Below are 18,848 nucleotides of genomic sequence, written 5' to 3' on the forward strand. Positions count from 1 at the left end.
AGCCCACCCACGCCCCTCGCCCACGTCCGGTGACACCCCACAGCCGTAAGGTGAGCGGCATGACGGCGGCGAGTGACGGAGACGGGACGGCGGAACGCTCGGCACTGCGGGCCGCGTTGCGCGAGTTGGACGTGCGCCTAGCGGACACCGCCGCGCGCGGGCCCGGGGCATGCCTCCGGTACGAACCCCTGGTGGAGCGACTGCGGACACCGGCGGCCGCCTTCCTGCGGCCCGACCTCGAGCACCGGCTCGCCCGTCACGTCGACGCCGGCGACTCCTTCGCGCGAGACCGGATCGCGCATGTCCTGGCGGGTGCTTGTGGCGCGGCGGCGTTGCCGGCACTGCTGCGCGCGAGGGAGAGCGATCGCAACGACGACGGGGACACCCTGGAGCACGACCTCCTCGACCTGTTCTCCGCGTGGCCTGAGGAATCGGCGAGACTGGTCCTGGACTGCTTCGGCTCGGCCGACCCCAGGACGCGGCTGGTCGGCATGTGGGGCCTGGCCGTCCTCGACTTCGGCGGGTCGACGTACCTCGGGATGGTCGCCGACGCGGCGTCCGACCCGGACCCGCGGGTGCGCGCCGACGTCATGAGCACCCTCGGCTCCATCTTCGGGGTCGGAGATCCCCCACGGGCCCGGGCCGTCCTGATCGCCGGCACCCGCGATCCCGCGCCCGAGGTCAGGCTCAGCGCCGTCGCGGCCCTGGGCTCGTCGCGCGACGAGACGGTCACCGACCTCCTGGTGGCCTGCGCCGACGACCCCGACCGCTGGGTCCGGTTCCAGACCGCGTGGTCCCTGGCCCGTCGGCCGGGTACGACGGTCCGCGCCACGCTCGAACGCCTCGCGGCGGACGAGGAAAGCGACGTACGCGACGCCGCGCGCAAGGTCATGGACTCGTACCCTGCGAACCGCTCCGCTTGATCCCCGTGAACCCCGCAGGCCCGAACCGCCGACGCGCCAAAAGCGGCAAGTCGAGTTGCAAATGAGCATGAAAGATGCGGAGTTGAAGCGTTTTCCGCGAACTGACATGAAGTGAGGGACACCGCAAGTAACCTCTCCCCCTCATTGCATGGAAACCGCGGGCCAGATGACTTGACCTGCCGAGGAGGACCTGAGGGGGATCTTCCATGGCCGTACCCCACCGTGCGCCGAGCGGGTTTCCGGACGACGAGGGTGCCGACGACTTCGTCCGGGAGTTCCGGCAGGCGGTGGTCCCCGCCGAGCGGGACGCGCTCGCGCACACGCCGCCGTTGGTGATCCTGGACGTCGAGGGCGAGGGCCCCGAGTACGACGGTCGCGTCCGGCGGCTGATCGGCGCGCTGGAGTGCGCGCTGCGCGGCCAGCAGGACGTGAAGACGGTCCCGTACGCCCTCCCCGCGGCCGAGGACGATTCCGACCTGCTCACGGGGGCGGCCGCCCGCGGCCTGGGGCTCGGTCCGCCCAAGCACATGACGCCGGACCGGTTGCCCGGCTTCTGGCCGCTGTGGGACTCCATCGGCTACATCAGGGAGCACGCGCAGGAGCGACGGGCACCTGGCGCCGACGTCCTGCGTGACTACGCGCACGAGCAGGTGCGGACCCACCGGCGGCAGCGGCGCGAGGGGCGGTTGCAGGTCTTCCTGTGGGCCCTTGGCGGCAGTGAGTCGCCTCCTGTCGGCGGAATCCGCGGATGGCTGCTCGGCTCTCTCTGGCACGGCATCACGCGGACCTTTCCGCGGTGGTGCTGGGAGCGGCGCAAGACCCGCAGGCTGGTGCGCGCCCCGCGTCCGCTCCGCCAGGCGCGCCAACGTTGGCTCGGGAGTGTGCTGGGGATGTCCGGGGACACCGGGACGCTGTTCGCCGTCATGGACGAGGTGGCCGACCGGCAGATGTCGCGGCTCGTGCTTCCGCTGGACCACCCCCGGCATCAGGAGTCACTGTTCGCCCTCGAACAACTGCTGACGCGCGCCCTGTTGGAGGACCTGAAGACGCCTGCGGTCGGCACGGTGCGGCCCATGCGGCGCCGCCGCACCGCCCGCCCCGTACTGCTCGTTCCGCTGCCCCGCCAGGGAAGGCCGGGGGTTCAGGCGGCGGAGCGGTTCCTGCGCGCCTTCCATCAGGAGCGCCACCACACCGCACACGCCCCGGGTCCCCTGGTCATCGCGGTCGGCCGACCGTCGGAGCGGCTGCTGCACGACTTGGGCGACCCCGTGGAGAGCAGCCTCACCCAGGCGGGACGGCTGCTTCACCAGTCCGGCCCCGACGTGGTCCTGGCGCGGCTGAGGGAGGAGCCCTTCTCCAGGGAGGGGCTGTACATCCGGCCGACGTCGCCGACGTCGTACCGCGTGGGCGGACGGCCCGTGACCGCGGGCGTGGCCGGCGGCACCGCGCTGGCGGTGGCGCTCGCCGGGATCGGCGGGGTGGTCCTCCTCACTCCGACGGAGCGGACGTCCACCAGCTGTGTCGCCGGTGACACGCCGGTCGCCGGCAGCAAGTACGCCGCGCCCGTCCCGCTGCACCCCAAGCAGTGGTACGACGCCACGCTCACGGAGATCCGCGCGCAGAACAAGCGGGCCGAGCGCTTCGCGGCTCAGGGAAAGACCGTCCGCACCGTCGTCGTGTTCGCTTCGAACAGCCCGACCTCCGAGACGGAGACCCTGTTCGACGGAACCATTCCGGAGCTGCGCGGCATCGCCCTGTGGCAGCTGAAACTGAACAACGACGCGGTCTCGGACGACTCCCGCGTGCCGCTGCGGGTGGATGTGCGCACGACCGGCAAGAGCTTCGAGAACGCCGAGCAGAAGGCCCGGGAACTCGTCGGCCAGATCAAGCACGGGACGCCGGGGAAGGGCGGCAGGGACTACGAGAAGGTGATCGGCGTCCTCGGCTTCGCACAGAGCAAGGAGTCGACGCGCAGTGCCCTGAAGATCCTCGAAAAGGCCGAACTCCCCGTGATCGGCACCACCGCCACCGCGGACGAGATGCTGGTCAGCGCCGACTACTGGCCCTTCACACCGCTCAACAGCACCGAAGCCCGGATCGAGGCGAACTTCGCCAACGACTCCCCCGTCGTGGCACGCGCCTCCGGCGGCTGCGAGGCGGCCCAGCAGGCCGTGGTGATCCAGAGTTCGGCGGATCTGTACAGCAAGAGCCTCGCGGACAAGTTCCTGAAGGACTTCCGCGGCACCACGCAGCTGGTCAACTTCTCCCAGACGAGCGACTTCACCGGCGCGCCGGCCGGCACACCGAAGATCAGGAGCGCGCACGACCTCGCCGCGACGGTGTGCGACGCGCTGCGCGGTTCCGGGCCGACCGTCGTGTACTGGACCGCGCGCGCCCGCGACTTCGTCGCCTTCGTCAACGCCCTGGACACACAGGGGACTTGCACCCACCACGACATCACCATGCTGGGCGGCAACGAGCTCACGAACGTGGCGCTGACCGGCGAGTTCAACGACAAGAACTGGCTGCGCCTGTACTACTCCGCGCACCGGCTGCCGGCCGGGGACGCCGCCGCCGGCGACAAGACCAGACAGTTCGCCGCCGCGTACGACGCGTTCGTCGCCGGCCCCGCACACGCCGACCCCTGGCGGGACGACGGTCACTCCGCGGTCTCCTACGACGCCTTCCACGTACTCTCCCGGGCCGCCGACATGGCCCTCTCCGGCCAGGGCGGCGTCGACCCGAACGCCATGCTCACGGCCCTCAGGAGCGGTATCACCTTCGACGGGGCGACCGGCTACGTCTCCTACGGCCAGGGCAGCAACATGCCCCCGCGGGACAAGACCCTGGTGCTCCTGCGCCAGACGGAACAGGGCCCGCGGGTCGCCCTGGCCTGCGGGGCGTACCAGCAGGAGGCGAAGAACCGGCCACAGCGGGCGGCCTGTACCGAGCACCGGGCCCCTTGACGACCACCGGCGCGGAGAAGCACGCCGTACGACCGGAGGACGCGGCGCGCCACCCGCGTCCGTCGTGGCGCGCGAGCACCTCACCGGCTCCCGACCAGGGCCCGGCCCTTGGTCCCCGGTCGGGGCGGGTGTTCACACCGCCCGGTCGTCACTCGCCGGCCGGGGTCTCCTTCCGCCGCCTCCACCGCCAGAACTCGTCGGCCCGGTGGTCGTCCTCGTACCCGGCACCGAGTGGCCCCACCCGCTCGATCGCCTCGGCGGTGCGCGGGTCGTCGCGCAGGGCGAGTCCGTAGGCGGCCTCCAGACGTATGCGTTGGTCGTCGTCGCCGAGCAACGCCGCCAGGGCGTCGGCGACGGCGTGCGTACGGTCCGGGGAGCCGGCCAGCGCCGCCGCGGCCTCACCTCGCGCATCGGTATCCGGCACCCTGGTCAGCAGCGTCAGCGCCCGGGTGATCTCCGGGAGGAGGTCGCCGTCCCGCATGCTCGCCGTGCACGCCCGGAGCCGCACCTCGGCGTGCGGGTCGCGCAGGAGGGTGCGCAGGGCCGACCTGGCCGCGGGCGTGCGGGGAACGTCGTCCGCACAGAGGAGGTAGGGCACCTCGCGCCGTACCCGCGGGTCGGGATGGCCGGCGCAGCGGAGGCCGATGGCCTCCTGGTCCGGATGGTCGTGCCCGGCGAAGGCGTCGAGCACCTTCGCCAGTGTCTCGGCGTCCCTCTCCTCCGCGGCCCAGGCGGCCAGGAGTTCGCTCTCCTTCTTCCCGTGATGAACGCTGGGATCGGTCAGCCTCCGCATGCGCAGGTAATCCGCCACGAACCGGCGACGCGCCCGGTCCGGGGCGTGGCGGTGGGCCACCACGGCGGACCAGGTCTCGAAGCTGCGGCGAGAGGTGAGGATCCAGCACACCGTGGACCAGTCCACATGACCCTCGTCGGGCTGCACGACAGCGCGGGTGATCAGTTCGTCGACAGGGGTCAGAACGCGGAAGGCCCACTCCAGCGAGGTCAGAATGGCGCCGTGCCCGGCTCGCACCACGAGGCCGCCGCGCGAGCCCTGATCGACCCAGTCGTATTCGCCGTCCTGAACCCGGGCCGTCTCGGCCGGACCCGGCGCGCCCGTCCTGCGGCGCAGCTCCTCGGCCGCACCCGTCTCGTACCAGCTCCGCGCCAGGGCGAGCAGCCGTTCACGGGCGGCTTCCGCGAGCCGCAGCCGGGGCTCCTTGCCCAGCACCGCCGAGAAGACCGCCGGGGAACCGCCGTCGATCGCGCGCCGCAGCGGCGTGGTCCCGTCCGGCAGCGCCCGGTCGCAATCCGCGCCTGCCTCCACCAACGCCTCGGCGACCGGCGCGTCGTACGCCGCCACCGCCACGCACAGCACCGGCAGCCCGTTCGCGTCCACCGCGTCGGGATCCGCGCCCTTGTCGAGCAGGTCCCGCACCGCCTCGGCGTCCCCCGCCCGCACCGCCGCCCTGAGCCGCTCGTCGAACCCGCCCTCGCCCATGTTCCCGCCCCTCGCTTTGAACCGCATCGCCGCCCCGCAAGCACAGAGCCCTCCACGCGCCGGGGAGACACGTTCCACCGACGCCACTGTCTGCCGTGCGCCTGTCCTTCCGGGCGACCGCGTATGCCTCCTGAGTTTCAGGGCTGCGTCTGTGCCCGTGGGCCGGTGAGCGCGACGGGCCGCGGAGCTGTGCTATGGTTTCGAAGTTGCAGTTGTGGTACCCATGAAACTATGTGCGCCTGACAGGAATGTTTCTCCTTCGGGCGCATTATTTATTTTTCCGGCATCTCCGGATGGGGCCTCTGCCTACAGAAGGAGAAGGTCATGGCACAGGGAACCGTGAAGTGGTTCAACGCCGAAAAGGGTTTCGGCTTCATTCAGCAGGACGGCGGCGGCCCGGACGTCTTCGCCCACTACTCGAACATCGCCACCCAGGGCTTCCGTGAGCTCCAGGAGGGCCAGCGGGTCTCCTTCGACGTCACGCAGGGCCAGAAGGGCCCGCAGGCGGAGAACATCGTCCCCGCCTGATCGCCGGACGCGTATCCGCTTACCGGGGTCCGCACCGTCATGGTGCGGACCCCGGTTTGTGCTGTTTCCAGGAAGGCAAGTAACCGCATGTCCCGCAGGCCCCAGAAGTCGAACCGGCGCGCCTCTTCACCCACCCCGTCCGCGTCGTCGCCGAAGGAATTCCGGCTGCCGGAAAACACGACGCCCGCCCTGCCCGCCGTCGAGGACTTCGCCGGTCTGGACATGCCCGCAGGGTTGCTGAAGACCCTCACCGCGCAGGGCGTGACCTCCCCGTTCCCCATCCAGGCCGCGACGCTTCCCAACTCGCTCGCCGGCCGTGACCTGCTGGGACGGGGGCGCACCGGCTCCGGCAAGACCCTCGCGTTCGGGCTCGCGCTCCTGGCCCGTACGGCCGGGCTGCGCGCGGAGCCCAAGGCACCCCTGGCCCTCGTGCTGGTGCCCACCCGTGAGCTCGCCCAGCAGGTGACGGACGCGCTGACCCCCTACGCCACCGCGGTGAACCTCCGGATGGCCACCGTGGTCGGCGGCCTGTCCATCACCAAGCAGGCGGCCACCCTCCGGCGCGGCGCCGAAGTGGTCGTGGCGAGTCCCGGTCGGCTCAACGACCTCGTGGAACGCGGGGACGTCGTGCTCAGCGACGTCCGCATCACGGTGCTGGACGAAGCCGACCAGATGACCGACATGGGCTTCCTGCCGCAGATCACCAGGCTGATCCAGCAGGTGCGGCCCGACGGACAGCGCATGCTCTTCTCGGCCACCCTGGACGCCAATATCGACCGCCTGGTCCAGCGGTTCCTGACCGACCCCGTGGTGCACTCCGTGGACCCGTCCGCGGGAGCCGTGACCACCATGGAGCACCACGTGCTCCACGTCCAGGACGAGACCGACAAGAAGGCCGTCACCACGCGCATCGCCGCCCGTGACGGCCGGGTCATCCTCTTCCTCGACACCAAGAGGTCCGCCGACCGGCTCGCCAAGCGGCTCCTGGCCGTCGGGGTCCGCGCCGGAGCACTGCACGGAGGCCGCTCCCAGCCGCAGCGGACCCGCACCCTGGAACAGTTCAAGAACGGACAGGTCACCGCGCTGGTGGCGACGAACGTCGCGGCCCGGGGCATACACGTCGACGACCTCGACCTCGTCGTGAACGTCGATCCCCCCACCGACCACAAGGACTACCTGCACCGCGGCGGCCGTACGGCCCGCGCCGGCGGCTCCGGCAGTGTGGTCACGCTGGTCCTGCCCGAGCAGAAGCGGGAGATCACCCGGCTGATGTCGGACGCGGGCATCAGCCCCCGGACGGCCCGCGTCACGTCGAGCGACGCGGTACTGGCCACGATCACCGGCGCCCGCGAGCCGTCCGGCGTTCCCGTCACCATCGAGGTCCCCCAGCCGACGGCACCGGCGGCCCCCCGCCGGGACCGGAAGGCCGGCGGCGAGCCCGGCAAGCGGTCCGGCCGTCGCCGACAGGGCGGCAGCGGTGCGGCGGCGGGTGCCGCCGGCAGCACGAAGGGCCGGGGCTCGGAGCGCCGGACCGCGGCCGGGACGGCGACGGCCGGCGGCTCCTCCGCGACCGGCGGGCGCGGTTCCGCTCGCCGGACGGAAGCCGGCAGGGCCACGGGTAGTACCGCGGGCTCGGGCGGCCGTGGTTCCGACCGCCGGACCGGGGCCGGATCGGCGACCGGTGCCGCCTCCGGCCAGGCTGCCCGTGGATCCGGCCGCCGAGGCGCCCGCCGCAACTCCGCGTCCTAGCGTGGTGTCAGGCCCCGTGCGCCCTGCCGCTCGTCTTGCGGCAGGGCGCACGGGGCCGTCCACGACGACGCCGCCACCGCCCTCGCGCGCCCGCCTCCTTGAGCAGATCGCGCCGCGTCGGTTTGCCCATCTCCAGCAGCCTCTCAGCTTGAACGTCCCTGGTGGGCCACCTGTTGCGGCCGCCAGACTGCACCAATTCGGACATCCTTCAAGCTGTTGACGGGCAGCGACGGGCGAGTCGCGGGACGCGGGACGCGTCTCGGGCAGACGGAAACGAACGGCGCGGGCGGAGTTCGCGGTACCGGGGGGCGTGCGCACGGTTGTTCGCAGCAACGGGGCGTACGCGCGGTTAGTCGCGGCACCCGGAGCGTACGCGCGGTTCAGGGTCCGCTGGTGCTCGCGGGCCGTCGGGTACCGCGAAGTGCCGCTGGACGGACTGCCGTTCGACGCGGCATGGACACGCCCGTCAGGAGGTGAGGATGCCGATGCCGTCTCCGAGCAGTTTCAGTCCGAGGACGAGGAACAGGACCGCCATCACGGCGACGTTGTGCTGAGCGGCCCAGTCTTTCCAGTTGCCCAGCGTGGTCTTCGCCCGCTCTCCCCCCAGTAGGTAGACGCCCAGTGGGGCCAGGAGGCCGAGGGTGGCGATCAGGACGAAGATGGCCAGCGATGCGATCTGCTGCCCGAGCGGCAGTCCGGCCGAGCCGATGGAGGCGGCCGCGGCGATGGTCAGCGGGGCGTTCTTGGCGTTGAACGCGGCCAGGGCCAGTCCGAGTCCGAAGACCTTGACCGGCGTGAGGCCGTCGATCGCGCCCATCCATTTCGGCAGTTTGGCCTGTGAGGGATCCTTTGGGCGCCGGTGCCATTGCCGGGCGCCGAAGACGACGAGGAGCACGCCCAGAGCGAGCTTGAGGGCTCCCACCCAGGTGGCCGGGTGATTGTGGGTGGAGGCACCGGCGGGGGGCGCGATCGCCAGCATCACCGCGCCCAGTGCCGAGAGTCCCAGGATCCAGCCGATGGCGAAGAGGGGCCCGTTGAGGCGTCCCCGAGGCGTGGCGAGGATGAGGATGATCGCGATGATCGGGAGCGGGCTGATCGCGACGCCGGCCGCAAAACCCAGTACGTCACCGAGAACTTTGCCCATGATTGCCTCCAGGTGACCGTCGGGGTGGCGATCGAGATGAGCAGGGCCGAGAACGGGAGTCCGTGACCCGGTTGCCCGCACGCGGCGCCGTGGGACTGTCGTGGACGCTTCCGGGGCGTGTGGAAAGGGCCCCGGAAACCGGGTCGCCACCTCCCCGGAAGCGGTCCTTCCGGACGACGGCCCTCAGCGGTCGGCAGGCACCGTCGCACAGCCGGGCCGGAGGTTCCGGTCCGGACTGCTGAGCGCCTCGCCATTCCATGTTCCTGCGCCCTTCATTCCATGTTCCTGCGCCCTTCCGGATCTGTCCTCGGGAGCTTCTCGGAGGGCGAGGGTCTTGGCAGCGGGCACGAACCGTAGCCGCCCGGTTCCGGGGAATACGAACCGATCGGGCTGACCCCGCGGCACCGGAGCCTCTCGGCGATCCCGGGCAACCACGTCACCCCTGACCGGGGATGCGAGGCGGCGCGTATGCGGCCAAGATGAAGAGGTGAGGGCGATGGCGCCCCATGTCGGGGCGCTTGGCGCCCCTCGCACTGATCCGTGGCAGGGGAATCTCACGATGACCGCAACGACAGGTGCACCCCAGTCGACTCCCCCCGAGCGCCCGGGCAGGTCGGACGGGGTCTGTAACGAATTCACCGTCTTCACCGAGATCAAGCCGGGCCATGCCGACGCGCTGCGTGAGGATCTCGCCGCGATGGCCGACGCGGAGGCTGCCGAGAACGTTCACGCGGCGGTGCGCCAGATCGGCACCCTCCATGACGCCCGGCACGTGATCTTCGACAACGACACCCGGTTCATGTTCGCCAGCGTCTTCGACGGCTCCTGGGACGCCTACATCGACGACTTCGCCCAGACGGTGGTCGGGGAGCGCTTCGACAAGGTCTTCTCGCACAGCAAAGGGTTCCCCGGCGTCAAGGATCCGAACGCGAAGGAGTGGTTCGTCGCCCACCAGGAGCCCGCGGGCGTCTTCGTCAGCGCCTATCCCGATCTGACCGTTCAGCAGATCTACAAGGACCAGCGCGTGGACGACGCGTTCCAAGAGGTCCTGGACACCGACGAGTTCCGGGCGGCGCTGGACGATCCGGCCAACGCGGGGCTGGTGGCCACGCCGGCCTTCCAGAGGCTGCTGGAGGAAGCCTCGGCGTAGGCCCTGTCGTCAAACTCCCGCCTGCCTCCGGGCGGACGACGGGAGTTTGACGACAGGACCTGGACGCCGGGCACAGCCGACCTGGAGGCAGAGCGCCTATGAACACGACGGCAAGCGGCGGCACGGCCGACGTGCACGTCGAGATCGACGACGTCCAGAGCGGGGCACTGCGTCCCCGACCGGTGCCGTACGAGGGGAAGTTCATCTTCCTGCACGTCGACGACCGCCACGCCGGACGCGCCCTGCTGCGACGGCTGCTCCCGTTGACCTCGGGTGGTCTGCCCGACGTGGATCCGGGTCAGGACGCCTGGGTCGCTGTGGCGTTCACCTACCAGGGGCTGCGGGCCCTGGGGGTGCCTCAGGAGTCGCTGGACAGCTTTCCGCAGGCATTCCGTGAGGGCATGGCCGCTCGGGCGGAGCGGATCGGTGACGTGGGCGCGAGCGGACCGGACCGCTGGGAGACGCCGTTCGGCACAGGCGACGTCCATATCGCGCTCAGCGCCCTGTCCTCCGACGCGGCGCAGCTGGAGAAGGAGCTGGAGCGGGCCCGCGTCGTCCTCCGGGACACCCCCGGTGTCCGGGTGATCTGGGAGCAGGACGTCCACCAGCTGCCGACCGGCCGCACCACCTTCGGCTTCCGCGACGGCATCAGCCATCCGAACATCGAGGGCGTCGGACTGCCCGGCTCCAACCCGCAAGAAGCCCCCATCAAGGCCGGCGAGTTCATCCTCGGCTACCCCGACGAAACCGGCGGCGTGCCGCCCATGCCCAGTCCCGACGTGCTGGGACGCAACGGCACCTACGTGGCCGTACGCAAGGTCCACACCGACGTGGCGGCCTGGCGCCGGTTCCTGCGCGCGAACAGCTCCGGCGCCGAGGAGGAGGAACTCCTGGCGGCGAAGATGGTCGGACGCTGGCCCAGCGGAGCCCCGCTGGAGCTGGCGCCGGAGCACGACGATCCGGAGCTGGCGGCCGATCCGCACCGCGTCAACGACTTCCTGTACCGGGAGAACGACGACCGGGGCCTCCGCTGCCCCGCCGGTGCGCACATCCGGCGCACCAACCCCCGCGACGCCACCATCGTCGGCGACGCACGGATGCACCGCCTCATCCGGCGCGGCACCACCTACGGCCCGCCGCTGCCCGAGGGGGTGCTGGAGGACGACGGCGCCGACCGGGGTCTGGTCGGAGTCTTCATCGGAGCCCATCTGGAGCGGCAGTTCGAGTTCATCAAGGCGCAGTGGGTCAACGACGGCAACTTCATCGGATACCCCGGCGAGCAGGACCCGGTGGCCGGGCATCACGACGGAACCGGCAGCATCACCATCCCGGAGAAGCCGGTCCGGCGCCGCCTGCGGAACCTGCCCAGCTTCGTGGCCACCCGCGGCGGTGAGTACTGCTTCCTGCCGGGCCTGCGCGCCCTGCGCTGGCTCGCGGAACTGGAGGACTGACGGCAGCTTCCGCCCCCGAGTCCGTCACGCTCTCCGAGGAGAGGTCGAAGTCATGGCAGCGCAGTTCGTCCCCTACACGCCGGACGTCGAAGTCGACGACCCGCACTTCGACCAGAACCTGCGGACGGTGATCGAGAAGACCGAGCGCTACATCGCCGAGTCGGTCCAGGCCGGCGGCACCGGCCAGGCCCTCCGCGACGCCCACGCCAAGGGCTACGGACTGGTCCGGGGGGAAGTGGAGATCCTGGACGGCCTTCCCCCCGAGTACGCCCAGGGCATCTACGCGACTCCGGGAACCCACGACGCGCTCATCCGCTTCTCCAACGGCTCGCCGCACGCCGGAGCCGACGCACGACTGGGCGCCGCCACCGGACTGGCCCTGAAGATGTTCGGCATCGACGGTCCGACCCTGCTGGAGGACGAACCGGACACCGGCACCTTCGACTACGCCAACATCAACGCACCGGTCTTCTTCTGCAACACGGTCGAGCACTACCTGTTCATCCAGGAGCTGTTCCTGGACGCCCCGGCCTACTTCGCCCAGGGCCGCCCCGGCGCACACCGTTTCTACGCCGACTTCGTGACCGGAAAGGGCACGCTGGGCCAGGACGACTGGGCGTGGGACGAGTTCCTCGCCTTCGTCCGCCTGTCGAAGATTCCCCCGGTCAACATACTGCTGTCGAGCTACTGGACCATGGGCGCGGTCCGGCACGGGGACTACATCGCCAAGGTGCGCATCACCCCCGACCCGGACTGCGCAGCCGCGGTGGTCCGGCGCGTCATCGACCCGGCTTCCGCGCCGGAGGTCTTCCGGCCGGCCCTGCAGGCCGAGCTGCAGGAGCGCCCCTACGCCTTCGACATCCAGATCCAGCTCTGCACCGACCTGGAGCGCATGCCAGTGGAGGACACCACCGTGGAGTGGCCCGAGCAACTGTCGCCGCCGGTCACCGTAGCCAGGCTGCGGCTGCCGCAGCAGGACATCTCCGGCCCGGAGAACCTGGAGAAGATGGACGCGCTGTCCTTCACGCCCTGGCGGGTCACCGCCGAGCACGCGCCCCTGGGCAACATCATGCGGGCCCGCAAGGAGGTCTACCGGCACTCCTCCATCGAGCGCCACAAGCTCAACCAGCAGCCACGCACTGAGCCGCGCAGCGCCGACGAGGTGTTCGGCCCAGCCCCACCACAGTGACGGTGCGTCGACCGACCCGACGGGTCGCCCAGCCCCCGGCCCCCGTCCAGCGTCCTGCGTCCTGCGCGTCGGAACCGGCGTGATGAGGGCATGTCGTCCCGGTAGCTGTGCTCCAGGTAGCCCGCACCACGTGGGACGCGGCACTCGCCGACTGCGAAGTGTTCCGCCCCGCCGTCAGCGCGCGAGGTGCACAGCGGAGCCTGGAAGCCGAGCCGTCCCGTACGCCGCGACACACGAACACCACAGCGCCACAGCACCACCCCGCACGAGGCGGCACACCGTTTGCCGCAGTGATCCGCATCCTCGCCCACGGTGGGTCGTTGACGCGGTGTCCGCCCCGCCGCCCGACCGGAGTTCCGCTGTGCCCACCGATGTCGTCTCCGGCCCGCCGGCCGGTCTCGTGCGCGCTCGCGTGCACGATCCCTACCCCTACTTCGCGTGGCTGCGCCGCAACGCACCGGCCTTCGAGGAGCGCAGGCCCGGCCGGCCGAGCGTGTGGCAGATCTCCCGTTACGACGACGTGCGCTCCCTGCTCGCCGACCCGCGGCTGAGCAAGGACCCCGCCCGGGTACCCGGCTACGTTCCCGGGCCCGCCGGACTCAACCGGCACCTGGTGCACGCCGACCCGCCCGATCACACCCGGCTGCGGACCCTGGTCAACGCGGCGTTCATCCCCCGGCGCATCGCCGGACTGGCCCCGGTCGTCACCGACACCGCCACCCGCCTGCTCGACGAGCTGGAAGCGGCCGCGCACATCGACGTGATCGCGGACTTCGCCGCGCCTTTGACCTTCCGCCTGATCTGCACCATCCTCGGCGTCCCCGACCACCTGGACACCGCCGCCACCCGCGACACCCTCATGGCCTCTCTCACGCACGACACGCGCGGCCACGAGGGCGACCTGCATCCGCTGCTGGACGCGCTGATCACGGACAAGCGCGCCCACGGCCCGACGGAGGGCTCCGACCTGCTCGGCGCGCTCGTCCACGCCCGCGACCACGGCAGCGCGATGACCGAGGAGGAACTGCGCTCCACCGCCTACCTCCTGCTGCTGGTCGGCCACGACACCACGATGAACCTCATCGGCAACGGCACCCTGGCGCTGCTGCGACACCCGGACCAGCTCGATCGCCTCGCCGCCGACCCCGCCCTCACCACCACCGCCGTCGAGGAACTCCTGCGCTACGACTCACCGGTGCGCGACGCCACCTTCCGCTGCGCCGCCGAACCGATCCGCCTCCACGGGCGGACCATCGCCGTGGGCGACATCGTCAGCCTGCTGATCGGCTCGGCGAACCGGGACGAAGCCCGGTTCCCCGACGCCGACCGCCTTGACCTGGCACGGCGCCCCAACGAGCATCTCGCGCTCGGCTACGGCCCGCACTTCTGTATCGGCGCGGCGCTGGCCCGCCTCGAAGCAGCACTCGCCCTGCCCCTGCTGATCGAACGTCTGGGGCCGGTCCGGCTCGCCAAGCCGCTCGACGAACTTCCCTGGCGCCCGGCCCGGGTGATGCGCGGCCTGGCCGCACTGCCCGTCGTCCGCTGCTGACCGTCCGCCACATTCGCCCCACCCCCCGAGGAGCCCAGCATGGACGTGGTTCTGACCGAACGACGCGCCGGTGTCCTGGTCATCACCCTGAACCGGCCCGAGGTCCGCAACGCCATCGACCGGCGCCTGGCCACCGCCCTGGACGACGCGGTGACCACCCTGGAGACGGACCCGGCCCTCCAGGTGGGCGTCCTGACCGGAGCCGGAACGCATTTCTGCTCCGGGATGGACCTCAAGGCGTTCCCCACCGAGGGTGTGCCGGTGGTCGGCGACCGCGGCCTCGCGGGTCTGGCCCGTGCCCGCCTGACCAAGCCCGTGATCGCCGCAGTCGAGGGCGCCGCCGTCGCGGGCGGGTTCGAACTGGTTCTGGCCTGCGACCTGGTGGTCGCCGCCGACACCGCGTTCTTCGGTCTGCCCGAGGTGGCCCGCGGCCTGGTCGCGTCCCAGGGCGGGGCCATCCGCCTCCCGGCCCGCCTGCCCTACCACCTGGCCATGGAGATGCTGCTGACCGCGGACCCCATGCCCGCCGCCGAAGCCGCCCGCCACGGCCTGGTCAACCAACTGACCGCCCCTGGAAAGGCAATGGCGGGCGCACTCGACCTCGCCGACCGCGTCCGCGCCCACTCCCCGCTCGCGGTCCAGGCCACCAAGCGGATCGTCCAGGCCACCCGCGGCCTGGACGACACCACCGCCTTCACCGTCCAGGACCCCCTCAGCGACCCCGTCTTCACCACCACCTCCGCAACCGAGGGCACCCGCGCCTTCTGCGAAAAACGCCCTGCCGTCTGGACCGGCTGACCCACCGTCTACGGCAGGAGTTCTTCACCGAGGAACCCCAGGCGCTGGAATGGCGGGCCGGCAGACGCATGGGCGAAGCCGGTGCGCCCGTCGCAGGCGCAGGAGGAGTTGCAGCCCGGACAGCATGATGTGCGACCGAGCATCACTACGATCACGGTCATGGATTGGCTGGAGCGTGCCGCGAAACTGAGGCAGTGGAGCCGGGACGGGGTGCGGGCGCCGCACAAGCCGTTGCTGCTGCTGTACGCGCTGGGCCGTTTTCAGGCGGATGCCGCGGACGAGTTGCCGTACAGCGCGGTGGAGGCGGATCTGAAGCAACTGCTGGTGGAGTACGGTCCGCCGCGCGGGACCACGCCCGCCTATCCCTTCCACCATCTGGTCAGCGACGGGGTGTGGGAAGTGCGGACCGAGCACGGCGTCGGCAGCCCAGGCACCGGTGTGCGGGAACTGCGGGCAAGCCGGGCCACTGGGCGGCTGGCCCCGGACCTTCAAGTGGCGCTCCGGCGGGAACCGTCGCTGCTGGGCCGCATGGCCAGGGTGCTGCTGGATCTGCACTTCCCGGCGTCGCTGCACCAGGACCTGCGCGACACGGTGGGCCTGGAACTGGAACTGGCGGAGACCGACGCTCTGCAGGCGCCCGAAAGGCGGCAGCGGGACCGCCGGATGCGGGCGATGGTGCTGACCGCGTACGAGTACCAATGCGCCTTCTGCGGCTACGACGGCATGATCGGCTCGGCGCCCGTCGGGCTGGAGGCCGCGCACGTGCGCTGGTGGGCGTTCGACGGCCCGGACGACGTCGACAACGGACTGTGCCTGTGCTCGCTGCACCACAAGCTCTTCGACAAGGGCGTCCTCGGCATAGGCGACGGCCACCGCATCCTGGTCTCGCAGCAGTTCATCGGCCGCAGCCAGACTGCCCGCGAGCATGTCACGGCTCTCGCGGGCCGTCCGCTCATAGGCCCTCAACCCGGCATCCCGCCCATCGCGGCAGCCCACCGTTCCTGGCACACCAGCCAGGTGTTCCAGGGCAGCCCACGCCCGACCGCCGCCTGACCCGGTGTTCGATGCGGGATTCCAAGGGACTGAGCGCACCGAGCATCCCTGATCGCTCCTCATGCTGCTTCCAGCACCCGCAGGTGTCCCCCGGTCCGTCGGCTCAGGCAACGCTCGGCCTCCCCGCCCGGTCGGACACTCACCGGCGAGCGAGGGCTCATTGCCAGGCGGGCATCGAGCGCTGCCTCCCACTGCTCGGTCAGCCCGGCCATGAGGCGCTCGCTCAGGCCAGGGACGACGTGGGCATAGCGTGCCGAGACGGAACCCGGCGTCCGGTGGCCCCCGCCGGGGTCAGCCCGCCTTCGGCGGCTTCTGCGTGTCGAAGGCGAAGAGCGTGTTCTTGTCCGCGGCCACGACCACCACACGCCCCACAACGGTCACGCGCGGACTCGCGCCCTGCTCGCCCGTCAGACCGTCGACCCGCGGATCCGTCGTCCACAGGGATTTGCCGTCGTACGGCGACAGCGCGACCACCCGGCCGGTGGCCGAGCTGAAATACAGCGCGCCGGCTCCTGCCACGGGACCTGACGCGCCCTCCACGCTCGTCTGCCGCGACCACTTCTTCCGGCCGGTCGCGGGGTCGATCGCCGTGACGAGACCGGTCTGCCCGCTCACGTAGACGGTGCCGTCCACCATGCCGGGCGTCCCCGCGTAAGTCCGGGCCAGTCGGGAGTACGTGACCTTCCGTGAGGTCGGGTCGACCCGCACCACACAGTCGTACCCGGCAGGCGCCGTTCCCTCCATGTGCACGTGAAGGAGTACGAGCCTGCCGTCGGCGACGCCCATCGGCACTGCGGGGCCGTCGACCGCGATGGGTGAGCCCAGTGTCCCCGAGGCCCGGTCGACCGGGTACAGGGTGGAGTGGCGCACCTCTGAGGCATCCATCTCACCGTCCGTCGCGCACATCGCGAAGAGCCGTGGTCCCACCGGGACGGGAGCGCACTGCGTGCCCGCGGGAAACGACGTCGTCCAGATGACCGCACCGCTGTGCGCGTCCCGAGCCTCGAGGCGGGAGTTGGAAGCGTCGACCGTCACGACGGAGGAGCCGACCACAAGGGCGTCCTGAGTCCGGCCCGTGACGGCCTGCGACTGGGCGCCGGACGGCACGGACCACAGCTCCCGGCCGTTTTTCGCGTCGATGGCCACCACCTCGCTGGGAGGGTCCTGCGGGGTGTCCTGGGCGGCGAAGCGGTAGCCGAGCACCGTGTCGTCGGTGGCGCCCACCAGGTACATGCCCTGGACGGGGACGCCCGGGCTCTTCGCCGTCCACACCTGCGAGCCGTCCACGGCCCTGATACGGGTCGCGACAACGCTGCCACCCCCGCAGTACAGCGCGTCGCCGCGTGCGACGCAACGCACTTCGTCGGGGATGTCCTCGCGGCCGCCCCGCACGGTCTTGCGCCACGGCTTGAAGCCGTCCGGAAGCGCGACTCCCGACGCCGCGACGCCGTCGCCCTTGTCGCCGCCGTTTCCCCCGAAGCGGCCCGCATTCAGCGCGGCGACTCCCCCGCCGATCGCCGCCACCGCTACCGCGGCCGCGAGCACGGGCCGCCATCTGCCGTGCAGGCGGCGGCCGATGAGGGTGCCGGCGCTCTCCGCGTCGGGACCGGCCGGGTCGGTGGTCGGGGCAGTCGGCACCGGAGTGGCCCGCGGCGCGGAGTGCTGCTGGGTGATCATGTCGCGAGTGCGGCCCGCGGCGACTCCGTTCGCGGCGGTCCCGCCCAGGTCGGCCGGCAGGTCCCGCAGCAGTACGAGGAGTTCGTCCGCCGAGGGGCGCCCGCTCGGCTCCTTGTCCAGGCACGTCTCGACGACCGCGCGCAACGCCGCCGGCACGTCACCGAGCGACGGCTCCCCGTGCACCACCTGATACGCCGTCATATAGCTGCTGTCCGCGTCGAAGGGCCCGTGGCCCGTCGCCGCGTACACCAGCAGGGTGCCCAGCGAGAAGACGTCCGACCCCGGCCCCACACCACGCGGTGTCTGCAACTGCTCCGGCGACATGAAGGGCGGCGTACCGATGACCCGCCCCGTCATCGTCAGCGTCTCCTGGTCCGCGGCGCGCGAAATGCCGAAGTCGATGACGCGCGGCCCCTCGGGCGAGAGCACGACGTTCGAGGGCTTCAGGTCACGGTGGACGACCCCCACCCGGTGGATGTCGCGCAGCGCCTCCGCCAGCCCGATGGCGAGCCGCCTCAACTCCACCCCGCTCAACGGGCCCTTCGTGGCGACGTGCTGGGCGAGCGTGCGCCCCTCGATGTAGGTCGTCGCCATCCACGGCTGCTCGGCCTCAGGGGCAGCGTCCACCACGGCGGCGGTGAACGCGCCGCTCACCCGCCTCGCCGCAGCCACCTCCTGACGGAAACGGATGCGGAACTCGTCGTCCTCCGCGAACTGCTGGTGGATCAGTTTGACCGCGACAGGCCGCCCCGAACCCGTACGGGCCAGGAAGACCGTGCCCATGCCACCCGAGCCGAGCCGCGCCTCCAGTGGGTAACCGCCGATCTCGGCTGGATCACCTTCGCGCAGCGACACCGTTCCCGACCTCCCGTTACCCCGTGCGTCTCTGTCACCACGGGCCTGCGTACCTGTCCTGCACACAAACTAGCCGCAAGGTCGTACGGCACAGCGAAGCGGGTGACGAACAGGGAGCCCAGAGCTGCTCCCCTGCCGCGCACGTCGAAGCCCTGCCAAGGGGAGCATGGCGGGACTTCGTCGCGTCGTGGGACACCGCACCGTGCGGGACCGGGCGTGCGCACACGCCTCACACGGGCCAGTTGGACCGCACAAAACCCTCTTCCGTACGACTCGTTCAGTGCGCCGGCCCGTGACGCGACTTATGCTGCCTCACAA

General features: G+C 71.2%; 13 protein-coding genes and 1 pseudogene. 10 read left to right on the plus strand and 4 right to left on the minus strand.

The window, feature by feature from the left end; all coding sequences use genetic code 11:
* The first annotated feature begins 59 nt into the window (after positions 1-59).
* Complete coding sequence (locus OIB37_RS04755) at positions 60-923, plus strand: HEAT repeat domain-containing protein (RefSeq protein ID WP_330456249.1); 864 nt, start codon at positions 60-62, stop codon at positions 921-923.
* 206 nt (positions 924-1,129) lie between these two features.
* On the plus strand, positions 1,130-3,889 hold the full coding sequence (locus OIB37_RS04760; RefSeq protein ID WP_330456250.1) for an ABC transporter substrate-binding protein: 2,760 nt from the start codon (positions 1,130-1,132) through the stop codon (positions 3,887-3,889).
* A gap of 148 nt (positions 3,890-4,037) precedes the next feature.
* Here OIB37_RS04760 and OIB37_RS04765 read toward each other — a convergent pair whose 3' ends face one another.
* Positions 4,038-5,387 (minus strand): ankyrin repeat domain-containing protein, encoded by a 1,350-nt coding sequence (locus tag OIB37_RS04765; RefSeq protein WP_330456251.1) that lies wholly within the window; start codon positions 5,385-5,387, stop codon positions 4,038-4,040.
* A 324-nt stretch (positions 5,388-5,711) separates the two neighbouring features.
* Here OIB37_RS04765 and OIB37_RS04770 point away from each other — a divergent pair, with 324 nt between their 5' ends.
* Both OIB37_RS04770 and OIB37_RS04775 read left to right on the plus strand, forming a co-directional pair.
* The gene (locus tag OIB37_RS04770) at positions 5,712-5,915 is read left to right on the plus strand and encodes a cold-shock protein (RefSeq protein ID WP_023544341.1); all 204 of its coding nucleotides are present in this window, start codon (positions 5,712-5,714) and stop codon (positions 5,913-5,915) included.
* A gap of 87 nt (positions 5,916-6,002) precedes the next feature.
* The gene (locus OIB37_RS04775) at positions 6,003-7,664 is read left to right on the plus strand and encodes a DEAD/DEAH box helicase (protein WP_330456252.1); all 1,662 of its coding nucleotides are present in this window, start codon (positions 6,003-6,005) and stop codon (positions 7,662-7,664) included.
* Between the two features lie 466 nt (positions 7,665-8,130).
* Here OIB37_RS04775 and OIB37_RS04780 read toward each other — a convergent pair whose 3' ends face one another.
* Positions 8,131-8,808, minus strand: a complete 678-nt coding sequence (locus OIB37_RS04780; protein WP_330456253.1) for a GAP family protein — start codon at positions 8,806-8,808, stop codon at positions 8,131-8,133.
* Positions 8,809-9,367: 559 nt separating this feature from the next.
* Here OIB37_RS04780 and OIB37_RS04785 point away from each other — a divergent pair.
* The 6 genes from OIB37_RS04785 (at position 9,368) to OIB37_RS04810 (ending at position 15,998) form a co-directional block, all read left to right on the plus strand.
* On the plus strand, positions 9,368-9,958 hold the full coding sequence (locus OIB37_RS04785; protein WP_330456254.1) for a hypothetical protein: 591 nt from the start codon (positions 9,368-9,370) through the stop codon (positions 9,956-9,958).
* A 98-nt stretch (positions 9,959-10,056) separates the two neighbouring features.
* The gene (locus tag OIB37_RS04790) at positions 10,057-11,409 is read left to right on the plus strand and encodes a Dyp-type peroxidase (protein ID WP_330456255.1); all 1,353 of its coding nucleotides are present in this window, start codon (positions 10,057-10,059) and stop codon (positions 11,407-11,409) included.
* A gap of 52 nt (positions 11,410-11,461) precedes the next feature.
* Positions 11,462-12,598: a catalase family protein gene (locus OIB37_RS04795; RefSeq protein WP_330456256.1), complete on the plus strand. Its 1,137-nt coding sequence runs from the start codon at positions 11,462-11,464 to the stop codon at positions 12,596-12,598.
* A gap of 361 nt (positions 12,599-12,959) precedes the next feature.
* Positions 12,960-14,147 (plus strand): cytochrome P450, encoded by a 1,188-nt coding sequence (locus tag OIB37_RS04800; RefSeq protein WP_330456257.1) that lies wholly within the window; start codon positions 12,960-12,962, stop codon positions 14,145-14,147.
* Positions 14,148-14,186: 39 nt separating this feature from the next.
* Positions 14,187-14,945: a crotonase/enoyl-CoA hydratase family protein gene (locus OIB37_RS04805; protein WP_330456258.1), complete on the plus strand. Its 759-nt coding sequence runs from the start codon at positions 14,187-14,189 to the stop codon at positions 14,943-14,945.
* A gap of 159 nt (positions 14,946-15,104) precedes the next feature.
* Positions 15,105-15,998 carry a phosphorothioated DNA-binding restriction endonuclease gene (locus OIB37_RS04810; RefSeq protein ID WP_330456259.1) on the plus strand — a complete coding sequence of 298 codons (894 nt, stop codon included), beginning with the start codon at positions 15,105-15,107 and terminating at the stop codon, positions 15,996-15,998.
* 59 nt (positions 15,999-16,057) lie between these two features.
* On the opposite strand, the pseudogene OIB37_RS04815 reads toward OIB37_RS04810, so the two are convergent.
* Together OIB37_RS04815 and OIB37_RS04820 are read right to left on the minus strand one after the other, a co-directional pair.
* Positions 16,058-16,264, minus strand: a pseudogene (locus OIB37_RS04815) (hypothetical protein); the annotation flags it as partial.
* 25 nt (positions 16,265-16,289) lie between these two features.
* Entirely contained in the window at positions 16,290-18,530 is a 2,241-nt protein-coding gene (locus OIB37_RS04820) for a serine/threonine-protein kinase (protein ID WP_330456260.1), read from the minus strand.
* Between the last annotated feature and the right edge of the window lie 318 nt (positions 18,531-18,848).

It is taken from the genome of Streptomyces sp. NBC_00820, from assembly GCF_036347055.1.
Lineage (GTDB): Bacteria > Actinomycetota > Actinomycetes > Streptomycetales > Streptomycetaceae > Streptomyces.

Excerpts from the sequence above, each read along its gene's own strand:
- OIB37_RS04785 (WP_330456254.1), top strand. The coding sequence starts at position 9,368 with ATGACCGCAACGACAGGTGCACCCCAGTCGACTCCCCCCGAGCGCCCG.
- OIB37_RS04795 (WP_330456256.1), top strand. The coding sequence starts at position 11,462 with ATGGCAGCGCAGTTCGTCCCCTACACGCCGGACGTCGAAGTCGACGAC.
- OIB37_RS04790 (WP_330456255.1), top strand. The coding sequence starts at position 10,057 with ATGAACACGACGGCAAGCGGCGGCACGGCCGACGTGCACGTCGAGATC.
- OIB37_RS04780 (WP_330456253.1), bottom strand. The coding sequence starts at position 8,808 with ATGGGCAAAGTTCTCGGTGACGTACTGGGTTTTGCGGCCGGCGTCGCG.
- OIB37_RS04755 (WP_330456249.1), top strand. The coding sequence starts at position 60 with ATGACGGCGGCGAGTGACGGAGACGGGACGGCGGAACGCTCGGCACTG.
- OIB37_RS04770 (WP_023544341.1), top strand. The coding sequence starts at position 5,712 with ATGGCACAGGGAACCGTGAAGTGGTTCAACGCCGAAAAGGGTTTCGGC.
- OIB37_RS04760 (WP_330456250.1), top strand. The coding sequence starts at position 1,130 with ATGGCCGTACCCCACCGTGCGCCGAGCGGGTTTCCGGACGACGAGGGT.
- OIB37_RS04775 (WP_330456252.1), top strand. The coding sequence starts at position 6,003 with ATGTCCCGCAGGCCCCAGAAGTCGAACCGGCGCGCCTCTTCACCCACC.
- OIB37_RS04805 (WP_330456258.1), top strand. The coding sequence starts at position 14,187 with ATGGACGTGGTTCTGACCGAACGACGCGCCGGTGTCCTGGTCATCACC.
- OIB37_RS04765 (WP_330456251.1), bottom strand. The coding sequence starts at position 5,387 with ATGGGCGAGGGCGGGTTCGACGAGCGGCTCAGGGCGGCGGTGCGGGCG.
- OIB37_RS04810 (WP_330456259.1), top strand. The coding sequence starts at position 15,105 with ATGGATTGGCTGGAGCGTGCCGCGAAACTGAGGCAGTGGAGCCGGGAC.